18 protein-coding genes and 1 pseudogene are annotated in these 22,370 nt (G+C 68.4%); 8 read left to right on the forward strand and 11 right to left on the reverse strand.

Annotated elements, in window-relative coordinates:
- Positions 1–14 precede the first annotated feature (14 nt).
- From OXQ33_RS02835 to copD, 5 genes are all read left to right on the forward strand, one after another.
- Positions 15–509 (forward strand): Lrp/AsnC family transcriptional regulator, encoded by a 495-nt coding sequence (locus OXQ33_RS02835; RefSeq protein ID WP_267433172.1) that lies wholly within the window; start codon positions 15–17, stop codon positions 507–509.
- Between the two features lie 21 nt (positions 510–530).
- Positions 531–1,682 carry a M20 aminoacylase family protein gene (locus OXQ33_RS02840; RefSeq protein ID WP_267433173.1) on the forward strand — a complete coding sequence of 384 codons (1,152 nt, stop codon included), beginning with the start codon at positions 531–533 and terminating at the stop codon, positions 1,680–1,682.
- 254 nt (positions 1,683–1,936) lie between these two features.
- Complete coding sequence (locus tag OXQ33_RS02845; RefSeq protein ID WP_267433174.1) at positions 1,937–4,129, forward strand: TonB-dependent receptor; 2,193 nt, start codon at positions 1,937–1,939, stop codon at positions 4,127–4,129.
- A 121-nt stretch (positions 4,130–4,250) separates the two neighbouring features.
- Positions 4,251–4,613: a copper homeostasis periplasmic binding protein CopC gene (copC, locus tag OXQ33_RS02850; RefSeq protein ID WP_267433175.1), complete on the forward strand. Its 363-nt coding sequence runs from the start codon at positions 4,251–4,253 to the stop codon at positions 4,611–4,613.
- Between the two features lie 5 nt (positions 4,614–4,618).
- The gene (gene copD / locus OXQ33_RS02855) at positions 4,619–5,470 is read left to right on the forward strand and encodes a copper homeostasis membrane protein CopD (RefSeq protein ID WP_267433176.1); all 852 of its coding nucleotides are present in this window, start codon (positions 4,619–4,621) and stop codon (positions 5,468–5,470) included.
- 3 nt (positions 5,471–5,473) lie between these two features.
- On the opposite strand, the gene OXQ33_RS02860 is transcribed toward copD, so the two are convergent.
- The 9 genes from OXQ33_RS02860 to OXQ33_RS02900 form a co-directional block, all read right to left on the reverse strand.
- Positions 5,474–6,061, reverse strand: coding sequence for a hypothetical protein (locus OXQ33_RS02860; RefSeq protein WP_267433177.1), 588 nt, complete (start codon positions 6,059–6,061; stop codon positions 5,474–5,476).
- Complete coding sequence (locus OXQ33_RS02865; RefSeq protein ID WP_267433279.1) at positions 6,058–6,696, reverse strand: HupE/UreJ family protein; 639 nt, start codon at positions 6,694–6,696, stop codon at positions 6,058–6,060. Before OXQ33_RS02865 ends, OXQ33_RS02860 begins: the two co-directional genes overlap by 4 nt.
- 65 nt (positions 6,697–6,761) lie before the next feature.
- Positions 6,762–7,130 carry a hypothetical protein gene (locus OXQ33_RS02870; protein ID WP_267433178.1) on the reverse strand — a complete coding sequence of 123 codons (369 nt, stop codon included), beginning with the start codon at positions 7,128–7,130 and terminating at the stop codon, positions 6,762–6,764.
- A 26-nt stretch (positions 7,131–7,156) separates the two neighbouring features.
- The gene (locus OXQ33_RS02875) at positions 7,157–7,900 is read right to left on the reverse strand and encodes a DUF4198 domain-containing protein (RefSeq protein ID WP_267433179.1); all 744 of its coding nucleotides are present in this window, start codon (positions 7,898–7,900) and stop codon (positions 7,157–7,159) included.
- 156 nt (positions 7,901–8,056) lie between these two features.
- The gene (locus OXQ33_RS02880; RefSeq protein ID WP_267433180.1) at positions 8,057–11,281 is read right to left on the reverse strand and encodes a CusA/CzcA family heavy metal efflux RND transporter; all 3,225 of its coding nucleotides are present in this window, start codon (positions 11,279–11,281) and stop codon (positions 8,057–8,059) included.
- Positions 11,278–12,444, reverse strand: coding sequence for an efflux RND transporter periplasmic adaptor subunit (locus tag OXQ33_RS02885; RefSeq protein WP_267433181.1), 1,167 nt, complete (start codon positions 12,442–12,444; stop codon positions 11,278–11,280). Before OXQ33_RS02885 ends, OXQ33_RS02880 begins: the two co-directional genes overlap by 4 nt.
- Entirely contained in the window at positions 12,441–13,700 is a 1,260-nt protein-coding gene (locus OXQ33_RS02890) for a TolC family protein (protein ID WP_267433182.1), read from the reverse strand. Before OXQ33_RS02890 ends, OXQ33_RS02885 begins: the two co-directional genes overlap by 4 nt.
- 57 nt (positions 13,701–13,757) lie before the next feature.
- On the reverse strand, positions 13,758–14,096 hold the full coding sequence (locus OXQ33_RS02895) for a hypothetical protein (RefSeq protein ID WP_267433183.1): 339 nt from the start codon (positions 14,094–14,096) through the stop codon (positions 13,758–13,760).
- A gap of 141 nt (positions 14,097–14,237) precedes the next feature.
- Entirely contained in the window at positions 14,238–15,371 is a 1,134-nt protein-coding gene (locus OXQ33_RS02900; RefSeq protein ID WP_267433184.1) for an ROK family transcriptional regulator, read from the reverse strand.
- A gap of 123 nt (positions 15,372–15,494) precedes the next feature.
- Between OXQ33_RS02900 and OXQ33_RS02905 the strand changes: the two genes are divergently transcribed.
- The 3 genes from OXQ33_RS02905 to OXQ33_RS02915 are packed head-to-tail and all read left to right on the forward strand — an operon-like array spanning position 15,495 to position 20,181.
- Entirely contained in the window at positions 15,495–18,035 is a 2,541-nt protein-coding gene (locus tag OXQ33_RS02905) for a TonB-dependent receptor (RefSeq protein WP_267433185.1), read from the forward strand.
- Positions 18,035–19,192, forward strand: a complete 1,158-nt coding sequence (locus tag OXQ33_RS02910) for a YdcF family protein (protein ID WP_267433186.1) — start codon at positions 18,035–18,037, stop codon at positions 19,190–19,192. The genes OXQ33_RS02905 and OXQ33_RS02910 overlap by 1 nt, the downstream gene beginning before the upstream one ends.
- Before the next feature lie 11 nt (positions 19,193–19,203).
- On the forward strand, positions 19,204–20,181 hold the full coding sequence (locus OXQ33_RS02915; protein ID WP_267433187.1) for a nuclease: 978 nt from the start codon (positions 19,204–19,206) through the stop codon (positions 20,179–20,181).
- A 53-nt stretch (positions 20,182–20,234) separates the two neighbouring features.
- Here the strand turns inward: OXQ33_RS02915 and OXQ33_RS02920 are convergent.
- A pseudogene (locus tag OXQ33_RS02920) lies at positions 20,235–21,473 on the reverse strand (MFS transporter); the annotation flags it as partial.
- 186 nt (positions 21,474–21,659) lie between these two features.
- Complete coding sequence (locus tag OXQ33_RS02925; protein ID WP_267433188.1) at positions 21,660–22,358, reverse strand: NUDIX domain-containing protein; 699 nt, start codon at positions 22,356–22,358, stop codon at positions 21,660–21,662.
- Positions 22,359–22,370 lie beyond the last annotated feature (12 nt).

Consider the following 22,370-nt stretch of genomic DNA (forward strand, 5'->3'; position numbering starts at 1 on the left):
GTATATCCGCCGCCATGACGTCAGCGCCAAAACTCGATAGACTGGACTTCCGCATCCTGGCGCAGTTGCAGCGTAACGGGCGGATCACCAACGTCGACCTGGCCGATGCCGTCGGCCTGTCGCCCAGTCCCTGTCTGTCGCGGGTCAAGCGCCTGGAAAAGGCCGGCTATATCACCGGCTATGGCGCACATGTCGCGCTCGCCAAGCTGGGCGAGACGCTGACCGTCTTCACCGAGGTGACGCTGAAGGATCACCGCACCGGCGACTTTTCCCGCTTCGAGCAGCGCGCGCGCAACGTGCCCGAGATCGTCGAATGCCATCTGGTCAGCGGCGGCTATGACTATCTGATCAAGTTCATCACCCGCAACGTCTCGCAATATCAGGAACTGATCGAATCCATCCTGGAAAGCGATTTCGGGATCGAGAAATATTTCAGCTACATCGTCCTCAAGTCGCCGATCGTGAAGCGTTACGACCCGATCGAAACCTTGTTCGAGGATCGCGGCTGACACCCTCATGAGGCCTGCCCCATGCCCATCGACGCTCACGAACTCGGCCATCTCATCGCGCTACGCCGCGACCTGCATGCGCATCCCGAACTCGGTTTTCACGAGCATCGCACCGCCGGGATCGTCGCCGACGCGCTCCGTGAGGCCGGGCTGGAGGTGGCGACGGGGATCGGCGGCACCGGCGTGGTCGGGACGCTGCGCCACGGGCCAGGCAACGGCGCCATCGGGTTCCGCGCCGACATGGACGCGCTGCCCTTCGCCGAGGCGACGGGGCTGGACTATGCCAGCACGGTGCCGGGCGTCTTCCACGGCTGCGGCCATGACGGGCACAGCGCGACGCTGATCGGCGCGGCGCGCCACCTGGCGCGGACGCGCGACTTTTCCGGTACGATCCACTTCATCTTCCAGCCCGCCGAGGAGGGGCTGGGCGGGGCCGATGCGATGGTGCGCGACGGCCTGTTCGAGCGGTTCCCCTGCGACCGGGTGTTCGCGCTCCACAATTGGCCGGACCTGCCGCTGGGCAGTGCCCGGACCCGCGCCGGGCCGATCATGGCGGCGGCGGACCGGTTCGACATCACCATCTCCGGGCGCGGCGGCCATGCCGCCATGCCGCACCAGACGCCCGACGCCATCCTGGCGGCGGCGACGCTGATCGGCGAGTTGAACACCATCGTCTCGCGCCGCGTCGCCCCGACCGAGAGCGCGGTGCTGTCCGTTACCAAGGTCGCTGGCGGCGATTCGCACAATGTCATCCCGGCGGCGGTCACGCTGACCGGCACGGTCCGCACCTTTTCCCCGGCGGTGCAGGACCGGATCGAGGAGTCGCTGCGCGCGATCTGCGAGGGTGTGGCGCGGGCGAGCGAGACGCAGGTGGCGGTGAACTATGTCCGCTACTACCCCGCGACGGTGAACGACGCCGAAAGCGCCGAAATCGCGCTGGCGGCGGCGCGGGCGGTGTGCGCCGACGCGCAGGCCGCGCCCGATCCCGCCTTCACCTCGGAGGATTTCGCCTTCATGCTGCGGGCGCGGCCGGGGGCCTATCTGTGGCTGGGGCAGCGCGACGAGGGGCACGGCGCGCCGCTTCACCACCCGGCCTATGACTTCAACGATGCCACCATCCCGACCGGCATCGCCTGGTTCGCGCAACTGGCGCGAACGCTGCTCCCCGCCTGATCCAAGACCCCGACGCCCCCTTCGGCAGGATCGCGTCGGGGCGGCAAGCACAAATCCGCATTTCGTTCCGATCCTGTCATGGCTTCGCAATAAAATGCTTGGCGCCGCTGCCCATCATGCCGTCATCGCAGAGAGGGCGCCACATCGGCCCGCCGGTCGCAGGACCAGGACGAAGGCCAGGACGCCACGATGAGGACGACGCGACATCCATTAAAGTCTTGGGGGATCCTATGCGCTACCGACATCTGCTATCGTTGAGCGTCGCCGGTCTGGCGATCACGACATCCACGGCGACCTGGGCGCAGACCATGCCGGTGGCGTATAATGCCCCGGTCGAGGCAACCGGACCGGCGGCCGAACCCGACCCGACCAGCGCGGCGGAGGCACCCCAGTCGGAGATCGTCGTCCAGGGCCAGCGCCAGCAATATGTCGCCAACGTCCCCACGATCGAGGTGCCGCAAAGCATCCAGGTGCTGTCGGCCGAGACGCTGCGCGATGCGGGCGTGACGCGGCTGGACAATGCGCTGGATTTCGCGACCGGCATCGCGCGCCAGAATAATTTCGGCGGCCTGTTCGACGTGTTCGCCTGTCGCGGCTTCACCGGGGACGAGGGCTCGGCCAGCAACTATCTGGTCAACGGGTTCAACGCCGCGCGCGGCTATGGCGGGTCGCGCGATACCTCGAACGTCGAGCAGATCCAAGTGCTGAAGGGTCCCAATTCCTCGCTGTTCGGGCGCGGCGAGCCCGGTTGCACGGTCAACATCATCACCAAGAAGCCCGGCTTCTACCTGCATGGCAGCGCGATCCTGTCGGCGGGCAGCTTCAACACCTATCGCAGCGAGGGCGATTTCAACGTGCCGCTGTCGTCGCGCGTCGCGATGCGCGTGACCGGCGCGGCGGAGTCGGCCGACAGCTTCCGCGATTTCAACTCCAGCCGGAAGGTGACGGTGACCCCGTCCGTCCTGGTCAAGCTGGGCCAGGACAGCTCGGCCAGCTACGAGTTCGAGTATATCGACCAGAAGGTGACCTTCGACCGAGGCATCGTCGCACCGACCGGCGATCTGTCGCTGATCCCGCGCAACCGCTTCTTCGGCGAACCGGGCGACGGACCCGTCCATGTCCGCGCCATGGGGCACCAGGCGCAGTTGCAGCATGATTTCGACAAGAACTGGTCGATCGTGCTGGGCGTCGGCTATCGCGACACCTTCTTCCGGGGCGTCTCGACCGAGGCCGAATTGGCCGCCGGTCGCCAGCGTCTCTATGTCGACGGCGTCACCCTGTCGCGCCAGCGCCGCGACCGCGACTATAAGACCACCGACCTGACCTTCCGTGGCGAGCTGAGCGGCAAGTTCGATACCGGGCCGCTGATGCACCACATGATCATCGGTGCCGATTGGGACGATTACGAGCTGGATATCGTCCAGAACCGCTATCGCCCGCCGCTAGTCGCATCGCAGACAGCCGGCAACCTGGCGGCGGGCAACCGCATCGACATCTTCGACCCGGTCTATGGCAAGCTGCCCGTGGCGGGCGCGTTCCAGAGCTATCTGGAGCGGCAATATAGCTGGGGTGCCTATCTGCAGGACCAGATCGACGTCACCGATGCGCTGAAGATCCGCGCGGGCGGTCGCTACGACCAGTTCGAGCAGATCATCGACGATCGCGCCGCGCGCCGCCGGACGCAGCAGTTCCGCACCGCGTTCAGCCCCTCGGTGGGCGCGACCTATCTGTTCGGGTCGCATGTCTCGCTCTACGCCAATTACGGGCGCGGCTTCCGTCCCAATAACGGCACGGACGCGAACAACAATGCCTTCGTCCCCGAGCGCACCACCTCCTACGAAGCAGGGGCCAAGGTTTCGCTGCTCGGCCAGCGGCTGACCGGTACGCTGGCCCTGTTCAGGACGACCAAGAGCAACGTCCTGACCGCCGACCCGATCAACGCCAATTTCTCGCTGGCGGTGGGCAAGGCGCGCAGCAAGGGCGTCGAGGCCGAGCTGTCGGGCCAGTTGCCCGCCGGGTTCCGGGTGCAGGTCAACTATGCCTATATCGACGCCGAGGTGGCGCAGAACGCGCTCGATCCCAATTTTGGCTTCGGCCTGCGCGAGGGCGATCCGCTGCTCAACATCGCCAGGAACAGCGGCAGCGCGCTCCTCTTCAAGGACTTCGACATCGGCGAGCGGCGCCTGACCCTGGGCGCGGGCGTCAACTATGTCGGCAAGCGGCTGGGCGAGACCGGCTTCCGCTTCGCCAATGGCAGTTTCTATTATCTGCCGGCCTATACGCTGACCCGCGTGACGGCGGCGTTCGAGGCGACCGACCGGCTGCGCATCTCGGGCGAGGTCACGAACCTGTTCGACATCGATTACTTTCCCAGCTCCTATGCGCGGCTATGGACCTTGCCCGGAGCGCCGCGCCAGTTCATGGTCCGCATCGGCTATTCCTATTGATCGACGAGCGATCGTTTGCTGGCCCGTCATGCTCCAGAAAGGGCGGGGCGGGCGAGGGATGGTCGCTTCCCCCGCGTAATCAAGGGTGACGATCATCCACCCTTATCCGGAGTCTGAACCTATGCGTCGCATCCTGCTCGGCCTGGCCCTGGCCGCGTCCCTTTCCGCGCCCGCGCTGGCGCATCCCAAGCTGCTCTCGGCGACCCCCGCCGCCGACGCCACGGTCACGACCGGTCCACGCACGCTGGTGCTCAGCTTCTCCGAGAAGCTGCTCGCGCCGATGTCGGGGGCCGAGCTGACCATGGTCATGCCGGGCATGGCCGCGCACGCGATCCCGGCGAAGACCTCGGTCGGTGCGGACGGGCGATCGCTGGTGCTGACGCTCGCCGCGCCGCTGCCGCGCGGCCAATATCAGGTCGCCTGGCATGTCGTGTCGGCCGACACCCACCGCGTCACCGGCAGCTACAAGATCCAGGTCGGCTGACCCCCATGGTCCAGGCCGCGTTGATCCTGGCGCGGGGATTGTCGCTGACCCTCCTGCCCGGATTGTTCGGCCTGGCCCTGTTCGCGAAAGACAGGCGGTGGCTGCTCGTCGCGGTCGCCGCCGTCGCGCTTCCGGTGTCGATCCTGGGATTCCTGCTGCTCGCGCTGGCGATGACGGGGGGTGATCCCGGTGCGCTGACCGGCGACCTGCTCGTCACCCTGCTGCGCGACACCGCGCCGGGCCTCGCCTTTCTGCTGCGGATCGCGCTTCTGGCCGCCCTGCTGGTCACGCTGGTCGCGCGGCGGACGGTGCCGCGCTGGGTCATGGCCTTCTTCGCAGGGGGCGCGACCGCGACGCTCGCATGGAACGGGCATGGCGCGATGGACGCCGGCGCCATCGGCTGGGTGCATCTGGGCGCGGACATCGTCCATATGCTGGCGGCCGGAGCCTGGATCGGCGCGCTGATCGTCTTTGTCGGCCTGGCCTTTCGCCGCCAGCCCGACCGCGCCGAAGCGACGCGCGCGCTGGCGGGCTTTGCCGGGGTGGGCAGCGCGATCGTCGCCGCGATCCTGGCCACCGGCCTCGTCAATGCGGCGATGCTGATCGGGGTACAGGGCATCGCCCGGTTGCCCGACAGCCTGTACGGGCGGCTGATGATCGCCAAGCTGATGCTGTTCGGGGTGATGCTGATGCTCGCCTCGGCCAATCGCTTCGTGCTGACCCCCGGCCTGGTCGGCTCGGGGGAGCGGGGCTTGCGGCATTTGCGGATCAGCCTGTCGCTGGAGTTGGCCGCCGCGCTGGCCATTGTCGGGCTGGTCGCCTGGGCGGGGATCAGCGAGCCGCCGGTCTCCGCCTGATCCTCATTCCCGGACGAACACGCCGTCGTAGAAGCCGTCGAGCCGGACGGTGATCGTCACCGGCACCGCCTCGCGGTTCTTCCAGTACCAGCCATGGGTGCCCGCAACCGGCGCGGTGAAGCTGCCCTGGCTGGCCGACACATTCTTCTGCTTCCAATAATCGGTGAAGTCGTTCTCGCCGCCGCCGGTCGGCTCGCCATGCATGTCGGCGCGGACTAGGCCGGTGGCGTTCCAGCGGAAGTTGAAGCTGTCGCCCGCCTTCATCCGCGCTTTCACCTCGATCCCCTTGCCGGGGGCGAGCGTCACCGTCTTCTCATCGGTGCGGAAGGGCGTGGCGCGGGCGATATTGGCCCCGGTCTGGGCGGGCACGGCGACGGCAGGCGCGGTGACGGCCGGAACAGGGGCGGTGTCCGCCGCCTCCCCGCCATTCGCCATCCGCGTCAGGCCCAGTGCGCCGCCGATCCCGGTCGGGTCGATGGCATATTCGGCGGGCAGGACGAACAGCACCAGGATCGCGGCGCCCGCGCCCAAGGCGGCAAGCGAAGCCCGGCCGACCGTGGCGGGCGAGGCGGGGTAGGGGGTGGCGGTCATGCGGCCTTCTCCATCAGGAACCCGGCGAGCTGATAGCCGGTCAGGACGATACCCGCGCTCATCAGCGCGGCATTGGCGATGACGACGCGGCGCGCAAAGCTCGGCGAGCGGCGCCACAGCGTCATCAGGATCAGGATCGCGCTCAGCGCCAGGAACTGGCCCATCTCGACCCCGATGTTGAAGCTGACGAGGTTGGGGATCAGCCCGTCGCGCGACGCGATCAGGTCCTGCAGCTTGGTCGCCAGGCCGAAGCCGTGGAAGAAGCCGAAGATCAGCACCGCCGCCTTCTGGTCGGGCTGGAACCCGATCAGCATCGGAAAGGCGCCCAGATTGTCGAGCGCCTTGTAGACCACCGACAGGCCGATGATCGCGTCGATCAGATAGGGATCGGCATGGATGTTGAAGAACACCCCCGCCAGCAGGGTCGTGCTGTGCCCGATGGCGAACAGCGTGACATAGGCGCCGACATCCTTCAGCCGATGGAGGAAGAAGATGACGCCGAACAGGAACAGCAGATGGTCGTATCCGGTGACCATGTGCTTGGCGCCCAGATACAGATAGGGAATGATGTTGATCCCCGGATTGTTCTGGATGAACGCCTTGTCCCCCTCGGCGACGCCGTGCGCGGCCGCCATGCCATGACAGCCGACCGCCAGGGCGATGCCGACCAGCGGCAGCACCCGGTTCCGCAGGTGGCCGGTCATCGGACCAGGAAGGTCGCCGTCTGGCGCGCCTGGGTCTGGCGGTCGATCAGGAGGACGCCGACCTTCGATCCGGGCGCGATGCGGGCGCCCTTGGCGACGAACTGGTTGCGCGCGGCGGGGGTCAGCGCGACCTCGGCCTTGTTCGCGCCGGTGGTCACGAACAGCTTGGCCGTCATGCCGGCCGCGGGCACCTCGTCGCCGTCCTCCATGACATAGAGCGACACGCCAGTGCCGGCGCGGACCAGCTCGAACACCGTGTCCCCGACCTCGACCACCTGGCCGCCATGGCGGGGCTTGTCGTCGCCATGCGCGAGCACGGGCGTCGCGGCGAGCATCAGGGGAAGCAAGGTTATGGCGAATTTCATGATCGGTCTCCGCTTGGGGGCAGGGTTCATTGTTCGGGCGCGTGGGGCAGGGTGAAGGCCAGCGTCGCGGTATGCTCGTAATGGTCGATCCTGGTCGGCTGGTCGGAGGGCGAGACATAGACGGCGCGCAGCACGTTCAGTCCCTGGTTGCGCACCGGCAGGGTGACACTGCCGTCCGCTTTGGTCGCGACTTCGGCGGCGTCGGGGTCGTTGACCATGTCGCTGATCACCGTCGCGCCCGCGACCGGCTTGCCCTTGAAGAACACGCGGTAGGTCATCGGCGTACCCCGTTTGGCGGGCAGCGCGCCGACCGGCACGATCTGCAGCGTCTGGGCGGGGATCAGCGGCACCGGCCTGGTCAGCGGGCCCTGGATCGTCGTCGCATATTTGATCGTGGTTTCGCTCTTGACCGAATTGGGCACCTCGTCCTTGGGCTTCTTGACGAATTCGCCATCGGGCAGCTTGGACCAGGTGCCGTTCTGCAGCACCGCGCTGACGATGGTGGGCGGTGCGTCGGTGTCGACCAGCACGACCGGCCCGGCGGTGCGAAGCTGGGCGCCGATCGGGTTCAGCTCGGCGTCCCAGGCCTGGACGCTTTCCATATTGGGCTGGCGCTTGACCGCCTCCAGATCGTCGGCACCGATGCCATAGACGATGGCGATCTGCTTGGCGCGCTGGGCGAACCAGATGCCGTGTGCATCAGCCAGGGTCGGAAGCAGGAGCCCTGCGGTCAGGGCGGTGGACCAGATCGGCGTCGTTCGCTTCGCCACGTCGTCACTCCTTTGCCAATGTCCCGAAAGGCTAGGCGTGGATCGTCCGCAGCTTCGATCGTCTTTCGCGTTTTGCGGGAACAAGATGCCGTCAGCGCCGCTCCGCAAAGCATCTCCTGTGCCCGCCCCCGGCGACGGCAGGGGGCGGGCAGGGGCTCACGCCGCTACCAGCGTATCGGCGCGCCGCCGGGCCTTCGTCCAGCGCGCGGCCCAGGCGGTGATCGCGGGCAGCACGACCAGGGTCAGCGCGGTCGAGGTGATCAGCCCGCCAATCACCACCGTCGCCAGCGGCCGCTGCACCTCCGCCCCCGTGCCGGTCGCCTGCGCCATCGGCACGAAGCCTAGCGAGGCAACCAACGCGGTCATCAGCACGGGCCGCACCCGCTCCATCGCGCCCTCGGCAATGGCCCGGTCATCCGCCTCGCCCATCGCGCGGTGCCGGGAAATGGCGCTCATCATGACGAGGCCGTTGAGCACCGCCACGCCCGACAGCGCGATGAAGCCGACCGCCGCGGTGATCGAGAAGGGGATGCCGCGCAGCAGCAGCGCGAAGACGCCCCCCGCCAGCGCCATCGGCACCGCCGAGAACACGATCAGGGCGGGCACGAAGCCGCCCAGCGCCATGAACAGCAGCGCATAGATGGCCAGGAAGCAGATCGGCACCACCAGCATCAGGCGAAGCCGCGCCGATTGCAGGCTCTGGAAGGTGCCGCCCCAGTCGGTATACATGCCCGGCGGCAGGGGCATCTTCGCGATCCGCGCCTCCGCCGCCTCGACGAAGCCGCCCAGGTCGCGGCCCCGGACATTGACCTGGACGGTGATCATCCGCTTGCCATTCTCGCGGCTGATCTGGTTCAGCCCCTGGGTATAATGGAAGCTCGCCACCTCGCGCAACGGGACCGAGCGGGCGGTCTGCCCCTCGGCGGCGGGGAGCATCACCGGGATCGCGCCCAGCGTCTCGATATCGTCGCGCTGCACATCGGGCAGGCGGACGACGACGGCGAAGCGGCGATCCCCCTCGAACACCAGCCCCGCCTCGCGCCCGCCCAGCGCCGCCGCGACGGTGGCGGCGATCTCGTCGACCGACAGGCCCAGCCGACCCGCCGCCTGGCGATCGATCCGCACGTCGAAGGTCGGCGCGCCGTCGGTCTGCTCGACGCTGACGTCCGCCGCCCCGGGAATGGTGCGCACGGCGCCCGCGATCTTCTGCGCCTCCGCTCCCATCGCGTCTAGGTCGTCGCCGTACAGCTTGATCGCGACATCGGCGCGCACGCCGGCGATCAGCTCGTTGAAGCGCATCTGGATCGGCTGCTGGATCTCGGTGCGGTTGCCGATCACCTGTTTCATCCGCTCCTCGATGCGGCGGATGATGTCGGCCTTGGTCCGCACCTCGGCGGGCCATTCGCTCTCCGGCTTGGGGATGATGTAGGTGTCGGACGCATTGGGCGGCATCGGGTCGGTGCCCAGATCGGCATTGCCGTTCTTGGAAAAGACCAGCGCCACCTCGGGCAGCGTCTTCAGCGCATTCTCGATCCGCATCTGCATCTGGGTCGACTGGTCGATCGAAGCGGAGGGGACGCGGAAATTGGTGACGGTGATGTCCTTCTCGTCGAGCTGCGGCATGAACTCCTCGCCGAGCAGGCCGAAGCCGAGCAGCGCGACCGCGAACACCGCCACCCCGCCCAGCACGAAGGGGCGCGGGCGGGCGATGGCGCGCGCGAGCACGGGGGCATAGCGCGCCTTGAACCAGCGGATCGGTCGCACCTCGGTCTCCTCGACCCGGCCCTTGATCAGGATCGCGATCATCGCGGGCACGAAGGTCAGCGACAGGAGGAAGGCGCAGGCCAGCGCGATCATCAGCGTGATCGCCATCGGCGCGAAGGTCTTGCCCTCCACCCCCTGAAAGGTGAGGAGCGGCGCGAAGGCGAGGAATATGATCGCCTGGCCATAGACGGTCGGCCGGATCATCTCGCGCGCGGAGGCGGCGGTGGTCGCCAGCCGTTCCGCGCGGGTCAGCAGCCGCCCCTCGGCCTGCTGCCGCTCGGCGAGGTGGCGCAGGGCGTTCTCGACGATGATCACCGCCCCGTCGACGATCAGCCCGAAATCGAGCGCGCCGAGACTCATCAGGTTGCCCGAGACGCCCAGCATGTTCATGCCGGTCGCGGTCATCACCATCGTGATCGGGATGACGGCGGCGGTGATGAGGGCGGCGCGGACATTGCCGAGCAGCAGGAACAGCACCACGATGACCAGCAGCGCGCCCTCGACCAGGTTCTTGCGGACGGTGGCGATGGTCGCGTCGACCAGCTTGGACCGGTTATAGACCGGCTCGGCGAAGACATCCGGCGGCAGGGTGCGGTTGACCTGGACCAGCCTGTCGGCGACCGCGGTCGAGACGATGCGGCTGTTCTCGCCGACCAGCATCAGCACGGTGGAAATGACCGCCTCCGACCCCATGCGGCTGCCCGAGCCGGTGCGGACCGCGCCGCCGATCGTTACCTGGCCGACATCGCGGACCCGGACGGGCACGGCGTTGCGGGTGGCGACGACCGCGTCCTGGATATCCTCGATCGACTTCAGCCGCGCATCGGCGCGCACCAGGAAGCTTTCGCCCGCGCGGCGGACATAATTGGCCCCTGCCGAGACATTGGCGCGCTCGACCGCGTCCGCCAGCTCGGTCATCGATATGCCATAGGCGGCGAGCGCCGCCAGGTTCGGCTCGATCAGATATTGTTTGACGTAGCCGCCATTGGAATCGACCCCCGCCACGCCCTTCACGGTGCGCATCTGCGGCCGGATGATCCAGTCCTGCACGGTGCGAAGATACGCTGCCTTGGCCAGTTCGGTGGTCAGCCGCTCGCCCTCGGGCGTCAGGTAGCTGCCGTCGCGCTGCCAGCCGGGCCTGCCGTCGATGCGGGGGGCGCCGCGCCCGTCGGGATGGCGAAAGGCGATGGAATAGAAGAAGATCTCGCCCAGCCCGGTGCTGAGCGGCGAGAGACTGGGCTGGACGCCGGCGGCCAGGCTGTCCTTGGCCTGGGCCAGCCGCTCGGCGATCTGCTGGCGGGCGAAATAGATGCTGGTCGCATCGGTGAACACTGCCGTCACCTGGCTGAAGCCGTTGCGCGACAGCGAGCGGGTCATCTCCAGCCCCGGAATGCCCGCCAGCGCGGTCTCGATGGGGAAGGTCACCTGCTTCTCGACGTCGACGGGGCCGAGCGCGGGGACGAAGCTGCTGACCTGCACCTGGCGGTTGGTCACGTCGGGCACCGCGTCGATCGGCAGCAGGGTGATCTGCCACGCCCCGAACGCGACGACGGCCAGCGTCAGCACCGCGACCAGCCAGCGCAACCGGACCGAGCCGGAGAGGATGGCGGCGATCATCCTTCGCCCCCCATATCCTTTTCGAGTTCGGCCTTGATCAGAAAGGCATTGGTCGTGGCGATCCGCGTGCCCGCCGCGATGCCGCCCGCGATGGCGACCATCCCGTTCGAGCGGCCCGCGATCGTCACCGGCCGGGCGCGGAATCCTTTGGCGGTGCGGACGAAGACCATGTCCCGCCCGCCCAGCGTCTGCACCGCGTCCTGCGGGATCATGATGCCGTCATGCGCCGCGCCGCCGCTGGCGAAGATGCGCGCCTGAACAAGTTGACCGGGCGCGAGCATGGCGGCGGCGGCCAGCGGCGTGACGATGACCGTCGCGGCGCGCGACTGCGGATCGACGACGCCGGTGGCGGCGCGGACCCGGCCGGCAATGGCCTGTCCCTCGCGGGTGATGAGGTCCACCCGGTCGCCCGCCCTGACCCGCGCGGCTTCGGCCGGGGGAACGGCGGCGGCGATCTCCAGGCGGCGGGGATCGGCGACGTGGAAAAGGTCGGCCTCGGCCGCGACATATTGTCCCAGCTTCGCCTCGGCCATGGTCACGCGCCCGGCGATGGGACTGGTGACGGCGACCGAGCGCCCGTCGCCGGTGACGCGCGCGGCACCCGCCGCGGCGCTCGCCCGAAGCGCATCGGCCTGCGCCACCGCCAGATTGGCCTGGGCCGCATCATAGTCGGCGCGCGGCGACACGCCCTGCGCCAGCAACCCGCGCTCGCGCTCCAGTTGCCGCCGGGCCAGCCTGACCCGCGCGGCGGCGGCGGCGCGGTCGGCGGTGATCTGCGAGGCGTCGCGGCTTTCGACCAGCGCCAGCGTCTGCCCGGCGCGCACCGCATCGCCCAGGCGGACGAGGATGCGGGTGACGGTGCCGGGCGCGCGGGCGGTCAGCACCGCATCGGCATCGGTCGTCGCCTGGACGGTCGCGGCGGCGATGACCGCCCGGTCCAGTTCGCCCGTGCCCGCCGCCGCGATGGCGATCTGCGACGCGGCGATGGCTTGCGGCGACAGGGCCAGCGTGTCGCGCGGTGCCGCCTCCGAGGCGGGCCGGGTGGTCGTGGCGGGGGCGGGGGATGCGGTCGGCTGGGTCAGCCGGGCCGCGCCGAAGCCCAGGGCGGCGGCGGCGGCCAGGCCCAGCCCGGCGCCCGCGTACAGGTGATGTTTGGCGATCATTGGACCGGTTCTCCGGTGATGCTGAGGCCCGCCAGGCGGGCCAGGGTGGCGCGCGCCTCGAAACGGGCGATGTCGGCGTCCAGGATGACGCCGCGCGCGGTGCCCAGATTGTGGCGGGCGGACAGCAGCTCGATCAGCGGCGCCTTGCCCGCCTCATAGGCGAGGCGCGCCAGCCGATAGGCGTCCTCGGCGGTGGCGAGCATCCGCCGCGCCGCCTCGCCCCGCTGGTCGGCGGCGGCGATCAGCGCGACGGCGGCGCGGGTGCCCGCCTCGGCCTCCAGCCGGGCGGCCGCGGCGCGCGCCTCCATGCCCTGCAACTCGGCCTGTGCGCCGGCGATATTGCCCCGGTTGCGGTCGAAGATCGGCAGGGGGACGGAAACGCCCGCGACTACCGCCGGGCCGTTCGCGACGCGTAGCTGCCGCACACCCAATTGCGCGGTGATATCGGGGGTGGCGCGGCGTTGCTGCACCGTGACCGCGCGGGCGGCGGCGTCGCGCTCGGCCTGGGCGAGCTTCACCGTCGCGCTCTGCATCGGGTCGACCGGGCCGCTCGCCGGACGCGCGTTCATCCGGTCGATCAGCGATTCTGCGATGCCGCCATAGGGTGTCGGCGATCCGGCCAGCGCCGCCAGCCGGGCGAGTGCGCCGACCCGTTGGGCGCGGGCGACCTCTAGGTCCGATTCCATCGTGTGCAGCTCGGTCTCGGCCTGGACCTGGCGCAGCCGAGCCTCCTTGCCTGCCGCGACCAGCGCGCGGGCGACCTTCAGCACGTCGGTCGCTTCCTCCACCTCGTCCTCGGCCAGCGCGATGCGGCGGTCGGCGATCTCAGCCCCGGCATAGGCGCGGGCGAGGTCGGTCGCGAAGGCGATGCGTCCCTCGATCCCGCGCGCCTGCGCCACCGCGACGCCTGCCTCCCCGGCGGCGATCCGCGCGGCGCGCTTGCCGCCCAGTTCGATCGGCTGGTCGATCTGGAACGTCGTCTGCTGCTGGTCGCGGGCATTACTGCGCAGGTCACCTGCGAAATTCTCGCCATAGAGGTTGATCGAGGGGTTGGGGCGCGCACGCGCCTGCTCGGCCTGTCCGCGCGCCTGCGCGACACCGGCGTCCAGCGCGGTGACGCGCGGTGCGTCGCGCGCCTGACGCAGCAATTGCGAGAAGGGGGGCGCGGTTTGCGCCCAGCCCGCACCGGCGGGGCCCAGCACCGCCAGCGTGCCGGCCAGCGCGATGCCGCGCGCCCGGCGAATGAAACCGTTCATATTTTTGCTGTTCCTGCCACATGGGGAGCCTGTTGACGCCGAAGCGCCGAACCGGGCTCAGTGGCGCGGTGGTCTCAGCAGGGCGGCGGGGGTGATACCGCCGGGCAGGTCGTCGATGGCGATCGTCCAGCGGATGACGGGCATGCCGATCAGGGGCGCGGGCGCCGTCGCGCCCGCATAGACGACCCATTGGCTGACCGCATGGGCGAGGACATGAATGGGCGCGTCGGGATCGCTATGCGATGCCGCGTGGCTGTGCAGAACTGATACGGCGTGAACGGGGTCGTCGTCATGCACCATGGCGTCATGCCAGCCCGACAAGCCGATCAGCCCCAACACCGCCAGCAGGGCCAAGGTGGCGCTCAGAAACGCGGATCGGGCGTAACGGGTCGCCATGGCGGCCAGAATGGCGGCAAGCGCTCCCCGAGGCAAGTGCGTGACCGCCATCGATGGCGCAGAATCGGTCGTGGCGGGGCGGCAATTCAGCAGATCATCCCGATGGCCGGTGCGGTTAGGTCGGGAGCCGGTCACGGGTCGTCAGTTTCGCGCAATCGTTGCATGGATCGGCAACAAGCCCGCGCCGAGCGCAGCGCCTGCGCCACCGAGCAGCGACATCTCGACCGTATATCGCCCGATATCGCTCTCGATACTATGTTCGCCCCAGATGATGTCGCGGCGGTTCAGGCGCTCGACAAGGCCCTGCATGATGGGGGTGGGCAGGGGACTCATCAGACGGATGGCGCCCGGTTCGAGCCAGGCTATCGCCGAGTTGACGGTTTGCAGCAGTTGATCGGCGGCGCGTTCCAGCCAGCGGTCGATAACCGCTTCATATCCCGGAATCGCCTCGGCGAAGTTGGCGAGCGAATCCACGCCGCATCCCGCCGCCTGTAACGTGGCGATGAGGTCGAGCGTGGTCGGGCGGGGCCGGTCGCCCGGATAGAACATTCCGATCTCGCCGGCGCCGCCCGCCTCGCCGCGCATCAATCGCCCTTCGTGGATGATCCCGGCGCCGACGCCGTGGCCCAGCAGGATGACGATGGCCGTCGTGCAGCGTCCGATCAGCCCGCCGAGATAATATTCCGCCAGCGCGGCGGCGGTCGCGTCATTCTCGATCCAGATCGGCAGTTGCAGCGTTTCCGCGAAGATGTCCCGCAGAGGCGCATCCTTCCATCCGGGCAGGTTGCGGACGATGCTCCAGCGATTGCCGTCGCGCGAAAGGGCTGGTCCGGGCGCGCTGAAGCCGACGCCGTAGAGCCGCCGCCCCAGCAGGCGATGTTCGAGCGTGAGTTCGTGGATGCGGCGGTCGACATGGCGCGCAAAGCCCATGGGGTCGGTCAGTTCGATCGTCTCCGACGTCAGCGCGATGACCCCGCCCGCATAATCGACGACCGCGATCTCCAATATCCCCGCATAGAGCGCGAGCCCGAAGGCATAGCCGCCTGCCGCGGAAATCCGAAGCGGCACCGTGGGGCGACCGCGTGCGGGCAAGGCCTCGGACGGCATCTCTTCGACCAGGCCTTGCGCGGCCAACGCCTTGGTCAACCGGGTCACGGCGCTGTTGCTGATCTGCAGCGTCGCGGCGAGGGTGGAGCGGGACTGCGCGCCATGGGTGCGCAACTGCCAGAGCAGGCGTTTTTCCTCGTCCAGAAGAGTGAGGGAGGGAGGTCTCATGTCCCGGACTCGATAGCCGCCCGAAGTTCGGAAGGCGATTAATTTTCGCAGAAATAAATAAATCCGTCACACGCACCGCGCATCGGCGCGCTCAATCGCACTGCACTTCGGGGGAACATTCTGATGAAACGCCACAATCTCTTCGCCAGCTCTGCCATGGCCGCACTCTGCGTGGTGGCGGCTCCGGTCCATGCGCAGACGACCAGCCCGACCACGACCGATGCGACGGGCCAGGCCACGGCCGAGACGCCCGCCGCCGATCCGGCGCAGGCCGATAGCGGCGCGCAGGGCGACATCATCGTCACCGGTTCGGCCCGTGCGCAGCGTCGCTTCGACGTCTCCTATGCGGTCAACTCGATGTCGCAGGCCGATGTGCAGAAGATCGCGCCGAAGAGCTTCGCCGATCTGCTCGGCACGGTTCCCGGTATCCAGGTCGAGGCGACCGGCGGCGAGGTGCAGAACGTCACCCGCGTGCGCGGCATTCCCACCGATCGCGGCTATCTGATCTTCCAGCAGGACGGCCTGCCGCTTTATCATGAGATCGACGGCGTCTTCTTCAATTCCGGGGAAGGCATGAACCGCTACGACCTGATGACCGAGCGGGTCGAGATCGTGCGCGGCGGCCCGGCGCCGATCTATGCCAGCAGCGCGGCGGCGATCGCCAACAACATCACCGTATCGGGCGGCCCGGTGGCGCGGGGCAAAGCGCAGCTGACGCTCGGCGACACCGGCCTCTACCGGCTCGACGCGATGCAGTCCGGCCCGATCAGCGATGACACCTATTTCGCGGTCGGCGGCTTCCTGCGGCAGCATGACGGCTATCGCTATGGCGGTTTCCCCAGCGACAAGGGCGGCCAGATCCGCGCCAACCTTAAGCACGACCTGAGCAACGGCTTCGTCAAGCTTTCGGCCGAATATGTGAACGACCACAATGTCTTCTACCTGCCGATCCCGACCAATGATCCGCGCAACCCCAGCGTCTCGCTCAATCACTATATCGACTATTTCACCGGCACGCTGAACTCGCCGTCGTTGCGCAACGTCAACATCAAATATCGCGACGGGGCGGGCGCCTTGCAGAGCATGAATCGCGACCTGTCCAACGGCCGCCATATGCGCTTCTTCAACGCCGCTTTGGACTATGAGGCGGACTTCGACGGCTGGAAGGTCTCGGCCAAGCTGGGCGGGACCAAGGGCAAGTCGAGCTTCGACGCCTTCTACTCGACCACCAACCCCGCCGACGCCAACAGCTTCGCCGCCGGCTATCTGAACGCAGCGCGCACCGCCTTCGGTGCCAATGTCGCGCGGCTCGGCTATGCCTTTGCGGGGACGAACGGCGCCTCGGTCTATGATCCCTCGGCCGCGTCGGGACTGGTCATGTCGGGGCAGTATCGCGCGTCGGAATCGGACTTCTACTCGGTGCAGGGCGACCTCAGCGTCACGCGTCAGTTCGCGACCGGCCTGGGCGAGCATGACGTGCGCGTCGGCGTGTATAGCTCCTTCTACGGCAACACCCTGCTTCAGGCCTATCAGGACATGCTGATCGAGGTGCGCAGCCAGCCGCGCACGCTCGACCTCGTCGCCTATTCGGCGACCGGGCAGGTGCTGGGCTCGGTCACCCAGAACGGTGTGCTGCGCTACACCACCACGCTCAACCAGGGCGCGGGCGATGCGCAGATGATCGCCTTCTACGCCAACGATACCTGGGACATCACCCGGGGGCTTCGCGTCGATGCGGGTATCCGCACCGAGCGCTATAGCTACAAGGGTTTCGCCTCGCCGACGACCCAGGTCAATCTGGGTGACGCGACGACGCTGGCCGACGACACCACCCGCGCCTTCACCGGGCAGGTGCTCGACCAGCGGCTGAAGCCCAATGCGACCAACTGGACGGTCGGCGTCAACTACGACCTCACCCGTCATTTCGGCGCCTATGGCCGTATCTCGAATCTCGAAGTGCCGCCGCAGCTCGGGGTGGTGACCAGCATCAACCCGGCGATCGTGAAGACCAAGGCGCGCCAATATGAAGTCGGCCTGAAGGCGAGCTTCGGCCCCAACTATCTCTATGCGACCGGCTTCTACACCAAGTTCAATCCCTTCAACGCCTCCTTCGCGGCGTTCAACCCGGTGACCGGCCGCAACGACCAGACGCTGCCCTTCATCGGCGAGGCATCGGTGAAGGGTGTCGAGGTCGACGGTCGTGTCGCGCCGGTCCGCTGGTTCTCGCTCGACGGATCGGTCACCTGGCAGAATCCGGAATATGCCAATCTCCAGAACACCTCGGGCGCGGACCCGAGCGCGGTGAACGGCAACCAGATCATCCGCGAGGCCAAGTTCTTCGGCAACCTGCGCCCCAGCGTCGATTTCGACCTGGGCGAGCAGCGGCTGTCGGTGTTCGGTCGGTTCGAATGGGTCGGCCGCCGCTATGTCGACCTGTTCAACCGTACCGCGATGCCGGGATACCAGACGGTCGGCGCGGGTGCCTCGCTCGACTGGGGGACGTGGCGCGTTCAGGTGGTCGGCGACAATCTGTTCAACGCCCATGGCCTGACCGAGGGTAATACCCGGACCGATCAGTTTGCGGGCCAGGGTTCGTCGACGGCGATCTATGGTCGCCCGCTGTTCGGGCGCAACTTCCGCCTCATCGTCAGCCGGAGCTGGTGATGCGTACCACGGCCAGCGCCGCCATGCTCGCCCTGGCGGCGCTGGCCGCCCCGGCGCAGGGGCAGGAGGTGGGCGACCGCATCCTGTCCGCCCTGTCCGCGCGCCTCTTCCCGATGTTCGACGCCGCCGGACGGGATTCGGCGGTGCTTGGGCGGATCGCGGAGACGCCCGAGATGAAGCGCGTCCTGGCCGCCCGTCGCGATCGCCGCGCGGGTTGCGGGAACGACCTGACCTGTCGGGCGCAGGCGATGCTCTGGAGCCCGCGGGAAGCCGATGCGCTTCGCCGCGCCGTGGCGGGGGAGAAGGCCCTGCCTGCCGCCGATGACGGCGTGGGTGCTCAGGCGGATCGCGAGATAGCGGGCGTCAACATGATCGTCCGCAGCTATGCGCTGGGGGCCGTTCCCACCACCGCGATCGACGGGCCCGGAACGGTGTCGCCGCAGGATCGGCAGTCCCGCCTCCAGGCGGCCGACTGGCTATCGGATACGCCCCGCGCCGGATCGGCTCAAAGCCTCGATCCCAGCATCGACTATGCGCTGGCGCTGCTCGATGTCAGCGACCGGACCGACGCCATCGGCCATGAGCCGCTGCTGGCCGGCGCCAATGCGGCGGCGGCGGCGCGTGCCAGGGGGCTGGACTGGCGGCGCTATCCCTATGGCGCGATGATCGTGACGGGCGTCGGCCCGGAGATGGAGGGTGAGCCGCTCAGCCCGTTCGGCAAATATCATCTCCGCCTGGCCGCGCGGCGGTTCGCGCAAGGGGATGTCGCCTTCATCCTGGTCAGCGGGGGCCGCGCCCATCCGCGCGCGACGCCGTTCACCGAAGCCGATGAGATGCGCCGGGCACTGATCGAACGCTACGGCATTCCGCCCGAGGCGATCATCGGCGAGCCCTATGCCCGCCACACCACCACCAACCTGCGCAACGCCAGCCGCATGCTCGCGCGGTTGGGTATGCCCGCGGATGCCGAGACGCTGATCGTCTGCAACCCGGCGCAGAGCGGCTATATCGAAAGCGCCAAGTTCGCCGAGCGCAACATGGCGGAACTGGGCTATCAACCCGGCCGGGTCGTCCGCCGTGTCTCGCCGACCGAACTGGTTTTCCGCCCGTCGCGCCAGGCCGAGCGCGTCGATCCGCGCGATCCCCTGGACCCCTGAAAGGAACCGGCATGAGACGCCTTGCCCTGGCCGCCGCCCTGATCCTGTGCCCCGCCGCCGCCCAGGCCTGGGGCGGGACCGCGCATGCCGTGATCGACCGCGCGGCGATCGAGGCCATCCCGGACGATGGCCCGGTCTTCCTGCGCCGCCATGTCGACTACATCGCCGCCTCCGCCGCCCTGCCCGACAGCTGGCGCGGTGATGCGGAGGGCTTCTCCAAGATCGAGGAGGACCCGAACCATGGCTGGTTCCGCGAGCAATTCGCCTTTCTGAAGCCGATCCCCCGCTCGCGATACGAATTCATCCTGGCGCTCTATAAGCGCTACGAGGTCATCAAGGACAGCGATCCCGCGACCGCCGCGCGCACCAATGTCCGGTGGACCGGGACGCTGCCCTATGCTGCGATGGAGGCCTATGATCGGCTGATCGTCTGCATGCGCGCCATCCGGGCGGCGCAGGCGAGCGGCGGCGATGCCTCCGTGCCGGAACAGCATTGCGCGTTCCAGGCGATCCGGCTGGGCCATTATATCGGCGACGGCTCACAGCCGCTGCACGACTCGGTCAACTCCGATGGCTGGCGCGGCCCCAATCCGAACGGCTATACCCGTGACCGCAGCATCCATGGCCGGTTCGAGAGTGGCTTCGTCGATGCGATCCATCTCCAGGCGGCGGATATCCTGCCCCGGATCGCGACACCCGGCCATCGCGAGGGCGACATGTTCGAGGCCGTGTTGCGCTTCCTCGACCAGTCGGGTGATCGGATGGAGACGGTCTATCGGCTGGAAAAGCGCGACGGGTTCCGCGACCCCGCCGACAAGGACGTGCGTGCGCTGATCTACGAACGGACGGCGGCGGGAGCGGCGATGCTGCGCGATATGCTCTGCCGCGCCTGGGCGGAAAGCGCCGAGCCCCCGGCCAAGGTGTCGCCGTCGCCGCTGGACTTCGACAATCCCCGCTTCAATTCGGAGACGGGCTCCGCCGCGCCCTGACGCCGCCCCAGCGCGCGTAACAGGCTGGCATGGCGCGCATGATCCAGCGTGAAGTGCCGCAGCAGCAACATCGCCAGCACCGCACCGACCAGCGGCACCCCCAGCCCGAGTGCGACCATGCCCAGCCGCACCGCCTCGGGCTGGACCGCGCCCGGCACATAGCCGAGCAGGTTCAACGCCCCGCCGATCATCGCGGTCGACGCCGCGCCACTGGCCTTGACCAGCACCAGATAGAAGGCGAACAGCCCCGTCTCGAACCGCCGCCCATGCCGCCATTCGACCACGTCGACCGCATCGGCCAATAGCCCCCAGGGCAGCATGAAGACGCTGGCGAAGCCGAAGCCGATCAACGCCGCGCACGCGACCTGCCCCATCGGCCATGTCATGCAAAGCCCGAACAGGATCAGCCCAAGCGCACTCACCGCATGGCCCAGGGCCAGTACCTGTGCCTTGCCGAAGCGATGCGCCAGCGCGGTCCAGGCGAGTACGCCGCAGAACTGCCCCGCCGTCATCGCCGTCAGCAGCAGGGAAACCGCGCCCGGCCGCGCGACCACATAGCTGCCCAGATAGATCAGCATTCGGCCGAAGCACGGCATCGCGAACCCGGTGACCAGCGCCAGCGCCGCCATGCCCAGCACCATGGGATCGCGCAACGGCACCCTGATCCCGTCGCCCCTCAAATCGCTCGTCGCGGCGGGCCTGTCACGCCCGCCCGACGCCCACACGCACAGCACCATGGTCAGCGCGAAGGCGAGGCCGACTGCGATCCCCGTGCCCGCCAAGGCGCCGAAATGCCGCGTCCGACCCGCCTGCTGCACCATCGGCGTCAGTCCGATCGCGATGACCAGCGCGCTGGCGGTGCTGAAGAACAGCCGGTACCCCGAAACCCGCCCACGCGCGCGGCTGTCGCGGCTGACCTGCGCCATCAGGGCGTTATGCGGCACATCGACGACCGCATAGGCGCTGCGGAAGATGAGGATCGTGCCCGCCACCACCCAGATCCGGTGCACGCCCAGTCCCGGCATCGCATAGATCAGCGCGAACGCGGCCCCGCATGGCAGTGCGGCCATGGCGATCGTCCAGCGATAGCCCCGCCCCGCCGCGCGACAGCGGAGCACCAGCCGCGCCGCAAGCAGGTCGAACACCAGATCGCCCAGTGCCGCGAACAACAGCATCCCCGCCGCCTGCGCGCTGCCGAGCCCGAGGACGTCGGTCAGGAGATAGAGGATCGTCAGATCGGCGCCACCGAGCACCAGCGCCTTGCCGAAGTTGCCGGACGAATAGGCGATCATCCGGATTTCGCAGCCGATGGTCGTGGTCGGCGGTGTCGTTCTTGCGAGGAAAATGGGAAATTACATCCTGTTGTCGCGTCCGCCGCCGAGCGTTATCCCGCGATCATGTCATCCCGGCGACAGTGATCGGCGACGTCGATGGACGCGCTGGAGGATGGAGGCCCGCTGAGTTTCGGAGAGGGGCCATCAGGGCTTTCCGGTGTAGCGATAGAGTTCGGCGGGCCGGAAGGACGCGCCCGTCTCGCGCTTGCCGGTGGCGACGATCCGGCCGCTGTCGATTAGGCGGCGGCGGAAGGCGGGCTTGTTGAGCGGACGACCCAGGATCGCCTCATGCACGTCCTGAAGCGCGCGCAACGTGAAACGTTCGGGCAGCAGCGCGAAGGCGACCGGCGACCAGTCCAGCTTGCCGCGCAGCCGCCGGATCGCAAGGTCGAGCATCGCGTCATGGTCGAAGGCGAGGGGGATCGGCACACCATCGACCGACGCCGTGATGGGACCGTCGTCGGGCGCCGAGACCCGGGCGAGCGTCAGGCCCGGCGCGGCGGTGAAGCGTTCGGCGGGCAGCAGCGCGAAATAGGCGACGCTGATGATCCGCATGCGCGGGTCGCGGTCCACTGCGCCGAAGCTATAGAGCTGTTCCAGATAGGCTTGGTCCATCCGCGCCTTGGTACCCAGCACCCGCCGCGCCGCATCGTCCAGGCTTTCTCCGATGCCGACGAAGCCGCCGGGCAGGGCCCATGCTCCCTTATGGGGATGCGCGGCGCGCCGGTGAAGCAGTACCACCGGAGCGCCGTCCACGACGCTGGTCAGGATCAGGTCAACGGCGACCGAGGGCCGCTCGAACGCCCCCGGATCATAGCTGTCGAGGAGCAGGGACTCGTCCATCAGCCAGACCTT

Source organism: Sphingomonas sp. GM_Shp_1 (assembly GCF_026540895.1).
Classification (GTDB): domain Bacteria; phylum Pseudomonadota; class Alphaproteobacteria; order Sphingomonadales; family Sphingomonadaceae; genus Sphingomonas.

Bases quoted from the DNA above. Each gene is read 5' to 3' on its own strand.
- OXQ33_RS02835 (WP_267433172.1), top strand. From the start codon at position 15: ATGACGTCAGCGCCAAAACTCGATAGACTGGACTTCCGCATCCTGGCG.
- OXQ33_RS02840 (WP_267433173.1), top strand. From the start codon at position 531: ATGCCCATCGACGCTCACGAACTCGGCCATCTCATCGCGCTACGCCGC.
- copC (WP_267433175.1), top strand. From the start codon at position 4,251: ATGCGTCGCATCCTGCTCGGCCTGGCCCTGGCCGCGTCCCTTTCCGCG.
- copD (WP_267433176.1), top strand. From the start codon at position 4,619: ATGGTCCAGGCCGCGTTGATCCTGGCGCGGGGATTGTCGCTGACCCTC.
- OXQ33_RS02860 (WP_267433177.1), bottom strand. From the start codon at position 6,061: ATGACCGCCACCCCCTACCCCGCCTCGCCCGCCACGGTCGGCCGGGCT.
- OXQ33_RS02865 (WP_267433279.1), bottom strand. From the start codon at position 6,696: ATGGCGGCCGCGCACGGCGTCGCCGAGGGGGACAAGGCGTTCATCCAG.
- OXQ33_RS02870 (WP_267433178.1), bottom strand. From the start codon at position 7,130: ATGAAATTCGCCATAACCTTGCTTCCCCTGATGCTCGCCGCGACGCCC.
- OXQ33_RS02880 (WP_267433180.1), bottom strand. From the start codon at position 11,281: ATGATCGCCGCCATCCTCTCCGGCTCGGTCCGGTTGCGCTGGCTGGTC.
- OXQ33_RS02885 (WP_267433181.1), bottom strand. From the start codon at position 12,444: ATGATCGCCAAACATCACCTGTACGCGGGCGCCGGGCTGGGCCTGGCC.
- OXQ33_RS02890 (WP_267433182.1), bottom strand. From the start codon at position 13,700: ATGAACGGTTTCATTCGCCGGGCGCGCGGCATCGCGCTGGCCGGCACG.
- OXQ33_RS02895 (WP_267433183.1), bottom strand. From the start codon at position 14,096: ATGGCGACCCGTTACGCCCGATCCGCGTTTCTGAGCGCCACCTTGGCC.
- OXQ33_RS02900 (WP_267433184.1), bottom strand. From the start codon at position 15,371: ATGAGACCTCCCTCCCTCACTCTTCTGGACGAGGAAAAACGCCTGCTC.
- OXQ33_RS02905 (WP_267433185.1), top strand. From the start codon at position 15,495: ATGAAACGCCACAATCTCTTCGCCAGCTCTGCCATGGCCGCACTCTGC.
- OXQ33_RS02910 (WP_267433186.1), top strand. From the start codon at position 18,035: ATGCGTACCACGGCCAGCGCCGCCATGCTCGCCCTGGCGGCGCTGGCC.
- OXQ33_RS02915 (WP_267433187.1), top strand. From the start codon at position 19,204: ATGAGACGCCTTGCCCTGGCCGCCGCCCTGATCCTGTGCCCCGCCGCC.
- OXQ33_RS02925 (WP_267433188.1), bottom strand. From the start codon at position 22,358: ATGGACGAGTCCCTGCTCCTCGACAGCTATGATCCGGGGGCGTTCGAG.